This is a genomic window from Streptomyces sp. 13-12-16 (genome assembly GCF_002114215.1).
In the GTDB taxonomy this organism is placed as follows: Bacteria; Actinomycetota; Actinomycetes; order Streptomycetales; family Streptomycetaceae; genus Streptomyces.
This window is the reverse complement of sequence record NZ_NCTE01000554.1, coordinates 1-5,262: the sequence shown is the minus strand read 5'-3', so window position 1 is coordinate 5,262 and position 5,262 is coordinate 1. Positions and strand designations below refer to the sequence as shown.

4 protein-coding genes are annotated in these 5,262 nt (G+C 73.5%); 2 read left to right on the top strand and 2 right to left on the bottom strand.

Features of this window, described 5'->3' with window-relative positions:
• Positions 1-116 precede the first annotated feature (116 nt).
• A complete protein-coding gene (locus tag B7767_RS22465; RefSeq protein ID WP_085573779.1) occupies positions 117-941 on the bottom strand; it encodes a lysozyme in 825 nt (274 codons plus the stop codon).
• A 263-nt stretch (positions 942-1,204) separates the two neighbouring features.
• Between B7767_RS22465 and B7767_RS22460 the strand changes: the two genes are divergently transcribed.
• Entirely contained in the window at positions 1,205-1,699 is a 495-nt protein-coding gene (locus B7767_RS22460) for a MarR family winged helix-turn-helix transcriptional regulator (RefSeq protein WP_085573778.1), read from the top strand.
• 17 nt (positions 1,700-1,716) lie between these two features.
• Here B7767_RS22460 and B7767_RS22455 read toward each other — a convergent pair whose 3' ends face one another.
• Positions 1,717-2,511 (bottom strand): protein phosphatase 2C domain-containing protein, encoded by a 795-nt coding sequence (locus B7767_RS22455; protein ID WP_085573777.1) that lies wholly within the window; start codon positions 2,509-2,511, stop codon positions 1,717-1,719.
• 395 nt (positions 2,512-2,906) lie between these two features.
• Here B7767_RS22455 and B7767_RS22450 point away from each other — a divergent pair.
• Positions 2,907-5,262 (top strand): nitrate- and nitrite sensing domain-containing protein (locus B7767_RS22450; protein WP_256923530.1); only part of this gene is annotated, 2,356 nt, incomplete at its 3' end.

The window sequence follows — 5,262 nt, the reverse complement described above, 5'->3', positions numbered from 1 at the left end:
CGTCTTCGCCGCGTCCGGCCGCCGTCGGCGGGCCGTCCGGACGGGGGATCCGCTCCCGCCGGCGTCCTGCCGCCGGCATCGCCGACGGCCTCCGTGCCCGGCGGGGGCCGGCCGGGTCAGCCCAGCGCGAAGGTCCGCACCCGGTCCAGGGTGCCGTTGAAGAGGTCGTGGTCCCCGACGGTCGGGCCGGTCGAGGTGTACTGCCACATCGTGTACGTGCTCCAGCCCGCGGGCAGTTCGCCCACGGTGGAGGCGTACCGGGCGATCCACAGCGGGGTGGTGGCGGCGAAGCCGGCGTAGTTGCCGGTGCACTGCTTCCACCAGCTGGTGGCCGTGTAGATGACGGCGTCCCGGCCGGTGCGGTACCGGTACTGGTCCAGGAAGTCGCGGATCCAGCTCACCATCGCGCTCTGCGACTTGCCGTAGCAGGCGTCGCCGTACGGGTTCCACTCGATGTCGAGCACGCCCGGCAGGGTCCGCCCGTCCGCCGACCAGCCGCCGCCGTGGTTGACGAAGTAGTCGGCCTGGGCGGCGCCGCCCGCCGTGTCGGGCGTGCCGAAGTGGTAGGCGCCGCGGACCATGCCGACGTCGTAGGAGCCGCCGTACTGCTGCGGGTGGTACGGGTTGGTGTAGTACGTCCCCTCCGTGGCCTTGGCGTAGGCCCAGCGGACCCCGCTGTTCCACAGGGTCGTCCAGGCGACGTCGCCCTGGTGGCTGGAGACGTCCACACCCTCCGTCCGGGTGGAGCGGGCGGTGGGGAGGCCGCCGCTGCCGTCGTGGGCGGCGACGCCCATGCCCATGCGGGCGGAGCCGCGCGGAGGCGCGGTGGGGGCGGATTCGGCCGCGGCGGCCGGGTGGGGGAGGGAGAGCACCGCGAGCAGGACCGCGCCGGCGGTCGCGAGCGCGCGTATGCGGAGGAGGCCGGATCTGTGCACAGGCATGACGCATCTCCGAAAGGTCGGTGTGGGGCGAACCCGGAATGTGACCCACGTCCCATGTAGTGGGCATGCCACGCAGTCGCCCGGTGGGGAAACCGCGCACGTGGACCACGACGGGGGCGGGGCGTCCTCCCCCCGTCGTCCGGAAGACGCGGGAGGTGTCCCCGGCCGCCGTTGGTCTACGCCTGCGAAATACTGGTGGAGCTGCGGCGACGTCGCCACTTGGCGGGAAACTTTCAGAACCGGAAACCGAAGCAGGGGCAGACGTGCACGAACAAGGACACCGCGGCGAAGAGCGCGCCGCCTCCCCGGAGCCCGCGCCGGGTGTGGACCAGCCGGGATTCCTCGCGCTGGAACGCGAGTTGACGGTGCTGCTGCGGCGCGCCCGGGCCAGCCAGGGGGAGATGGCCCGCGCGGTCCATCCCGACCTGGAACCGTCCGCGTACGGGCTGCTGGTCCGTCTGGATGAGTGCGGCCGGCAGCGGGCCACCGAGCTCGCCGCCTACATCGGCGTCGGCAAGGCGACGATGTCGCGCCAGCTCCGCGCGCTGGAACAGCTCGGCCTCGTCGCCCGCGAGCCGGACCCCGCAGACGGCCGCGCCTGGCTGATCGCCCTCACGGGGGAGGGCCACGAACGGGTCCGCAGGGTCCGGGAGGCCCGCCGCGCGCGCTACGCCGGCCGGCTCGCCGACTGGAACCCCGACGAGGTCACGGAACTCGCCCGGCTGCTGAACCAGCTCAACCGGGGCATGGAGAAGTGACCCCTTACGGGACACCGCTAACGGGGTGACAGCTCGGCGTACACCACCGTCGCGTCGTCGTGCGTCTTGCCGCGGCGCGCCGGTACCCGGCCCGCGTCCGCCCGCTCCAGGGTCCGCACGCGGTCCACCAGGGACCGGGCGCCCTCCTCGCGGACCAGGGCGAGGCAGTCCGCCCAGTCGCCCTCGTGGAACCTCTCCACCCAGCGCGCCGCACCGTCCGTCAGGGCGGCCAGGGCGCGCACCCCGTCGCGCGGCAGCGAACCGGTGACCGCGCGGGAGGCCACCGAGGGATCCGCCGCCGCGGTGAAGAAGCCGCCCTCCTTGTTGCGCAGCGTGGTGTCCACCAGGGTGTGGGAGGCCAGGGCCGAGCGGGGCAGCCGGTCCAGCCGGTCGTCCAGGAACGGGGTGACCGCCCCGTCGGGGGACTCGACGAGCAGGGCCGAGTCGGACAGCACCAGGTAGTCCACCGAGGCCGGTGACCAGCGGGCCAGCACCACGGTCGCCTGCGGCGTGCGGGGGTGAGAAAGGTCACAGGTTGCCGCGTGACCGTCGGCGGTACGCGCGAGGGCGCGGGACAGCAGCTCGACCAGCGGAACATCCGGGAGGGAAACGGTCAGTTCGGTCAGCGCCCCGCCCAGCCGCGCGGTGAACCAGGGCACGGAATGCAGGCATCCGCCGCCGTCCCCCGGTGGTGTGACCCCGTCCAGCACCACGAGCGAACCGCCCTGTCCGGAGGCCGGAAGCCCGACGCTCGCGAAGTCCTCGTTGGGGCGGCCGGGATCACCGGGCTCCGAGACAAGCTCCGTACGCATCCCGCCAGTCTGCACGACCCCTTCACAAGGGCCGCGAAAGGCCCTCGCCGGTCGCCGGATCCCTGCAGCCGCGCAGGTCAGGCGCCTGGTTTGGGAGGGAATACAGTGCTCCGGGAAGACGTGGCGGCGAATATTGCCACCGCCCGCCGCAGACGTCCAACCGGCGTGCCGCGCGGGGCCGCTGCGGGAGGTGGCGGAACTTGCCCCTCAACTCACCTCCGGGGTTCACTCCTTCGAGTGGCGGGTCAGGTGATGCGCATCCACTGTCCACGCTCACTGGGAGGGTCGGGGAGCGATGGGGGCGCCTCGCTGTCCGAGCGCGGTCAAGAGCTCGGGGTGAACGCCCGCACCCGTTGACGGAGCGTCACCCGGACCCACGGGTACACGAGTCAGGAATGCGAGCACCGGTGCAGAAGTCGCGGCCTCGTCGCACAGGCAAGCAGACGGCCCCCACGGGGGACGTGGAGCGGAAGCCCGCCGTCGGCAGGGGTCGCCCCACCCATGTGCGCAACCGGCTCATCGTCGCCGTGGCCGTGGTGGCCGCCGCGATCGCCGCGGCCGGGGCACCCTCCGTCCTCACGGCCTCCGGGCAGCTCAAGGACTCGCAGGACCTGGTGACGCTCGCCGAGCAGACCCAGGACGCCCTCACCCTGGCGCACTCCCTCGCCGACGAGCGCGACGAGGTCGTCCCCTACATCGCGGCCGGCCGCCCCGAGTCCAAGGCGCCCTCCGAGGAGCACAGCGCCCGCGTCGACCGGCAGGTCGAGGAGCTGCGCACCGACACCGACATGCCGCAGGAGCTGCGCGACGGCCTCGACGCCGTCGCCACCGTGCGCAGAGCGGCGCTCACGGGCAAGAGCAGTGCCCTCGAAGCGCATCAGGCGTACTCCACCGCCGTCACCCGGCTGCACCGGCTCGCCGAACAGCTCGCGGAGCAGACCCCGCCCCGCGCAGGTTCGGGCGCCTACGCGCTCACCGAGCTGGACTCCGCCGTCCAGCAGGCCGCCGCCACCCGCGGACTGCTGCTCGCCGCGCTGAACGTGCCGACCACCACCCAGACCGTGATCGACCCGGTCACCGGCCTGCCGTCCACCGTCACCGACTCCTCGGACGCCGACACGAAGCAGCGCGACGCGCTGACCGCCGCCGCGCTCCAGGCCCGGCTGCGCTCCGACGCGGCCCTCGCCGACTTCCGCGAGACCGCGCCCAGGACCGCCCGCGGCTCCTACGACTCCACGGTCACCGGACCCGAGGTCGAGACCGCGGAGAAGTACCTGGCACGCCTCACCGACGAGCCCGAGCTCTCCGACGACGACCTCGACACCAGCGTCAAGAAGCTGCGGGCCGCGCTCACCGCGCGGATCGACACGATGCGCGGCGTCGAGTCCGCGCTCTTCGACCAGCGCACCAAGGACCTCGCCCAGCTCCGCGACGACGACGTCACCGCGCTGGAGATCCGGATCGCCGCCCTCGGCGCCCTGATGCTGCTCGCGGTCGGCATCGCCACGGCGATGGCCCGCACCCTGACGCGCCCGCTGTCGGTGCTGCGCCGGGGCTCCGCCCGCCTCGCCGAGGCGGAGGACCCCGTCGGCCAGGAGCCGGTCGCCTTCACCGGCCGCAACGACGAGTTCGCCCAGGTCGTCCGCTCCGTCAACGCCCTGCACGCGCGTGCCGCCGCCCTCGCCGAGCGGGTCGCCACCCTGGAGGCCGACCGCAAGCACCTCGTGGGCCAGCGGCAGAAGATGGCCGACGCCCGCGAGGAACTGCGCACCGAACTCGCCGAGTCCACCGCCCATCTGGAGCGGCTGCGCGCCGGCATCGGCGGTACGTTCGTCAACCTCGCCCTGCGCACCCTCGGGCTGGTCGAGCGCCAGCTCGGTGTCATCGAAGGGCTGGAGGAGCGCGAGGACGACCCGGACCGGCTGGCCACCCTGTTCAAGCTCGACCACTTCGCCACGGTGATGCGCCGGCACAGCGAGAACCTCCTGGTCCTCGCCGGCACCGAGCACGTCCAGCACACGGCGGGTCCGGTTCCGCTGGTGGACGTCGTACGGGCCGCGGTCAGCGAGATCGAGCGGTACGAGCGGGTCCGTATCGCCGCGCTGCCGCCGCACGCCCACATCGCCGGGTTCGCCGCGGACGACCTGTCCCACCTGCTGGCCGAGCTCATGGAGAACGCCACCTCGTTCTCCCCGCCCGACCTGCCCGTCGAGATCTCCGGCTGGCTGCTGGAGAACGGCGAGGTCATGCTCTCCGTCCAGGACGAGGGCATCGGCATGACCGGGGAGCGGCTGGCGCGGCTCAACTCCCGGCTGTCCGACTTCGACCCGGAGGTCACGTACGACGCGGAGGCCGAGGACGGCCTCGGTCTCGGCCTGTACGTCGTGGCCCGGCTCGCCCACCGGCACGGGGTGCGGGTGAAGCTGCGCGAGCAGAAGCAGGGCGGCATCGCCGCGGTCGTCGTCCTCCCCGACTCCCTGCTGGCGCCCGCCACCCCCGGCGCGGTCCCCGCCTCCGTCACCGGGGCCACCTCCACGTACACCCTTCCGGGCGCCGACGCCGAGGCCAACTCCAACAACCTCCACGGCCGCACGGAGCCGAGCGACCCGCTGGTCGCCCTGGCGGAGAAGGCGGTACGCCACCAGGGTTCGCCCGGTGGTGGGACACCGGGCGACCCGGCGGAGTCGCCGGCGGCGGGTGACGCGGACGGGTCCCCGCCGGTCCCTGCGGAGACCCCTTCGGAGGGCTCGG